General features: G+C 56.6%; 1 pseudogene. It reads right to left on the bottom strand.

Annotated features, from left to right (window positions below):
* Window positions 1-343, bottom strand: a pseudogene (locus tag PL640_RS25685) (hypothetical protein); the annotation flags it as partial.
* Window positions 344-380 lie beyond the last annotated feature (37 nt).

Raw genomic sequence — 380 nt, 5'->3', positions numbered from 1 at the left:
CATGCCCGGCGACGAACGGTAGCTTGCGTTCGGCGCAGAGATTTACCACGCCCAAATCGCTGGCCTCAATCAGAAATTCGCCGTTATCGACATAGCGCTTCAGCTCGCCCAGTTCAGAAGAGGCCTGCACCAGCGCGAGGGTGGAGAGCACCACCTGCTTGCCGCTAGCGGCCAGCGTTTTCGCCATTTCGATCCAGTCGCCAACTTTGGTGGCGCGGCGTTTGCTGCATACCGCTTCGCCGAGATAAATGGTGTCGGCGCTGCAGTTTGCCGCCTGCAGGTAAAAATCTTCCAGCGTCTCTTTTGGCCAGTAGTACAGCACCGGCCCTAATGAATATTTCATGTTTCTCACTGCCATTTACGGTGATAAGCGCCAAGGG

The organism is Agrobacterium sp. ST15.16.024, assembly GCF_027956545.1.
Lineage (GTDB): Bacteria > Pseudomonadota > Alphaproteobacteria > Rhizobiales > Rhizobiaceae > Agrobacterium > Agrobacterium cucumeris.
This window is presented reverse-complemented; position numbering and strand designations above follow the sequence as displayed.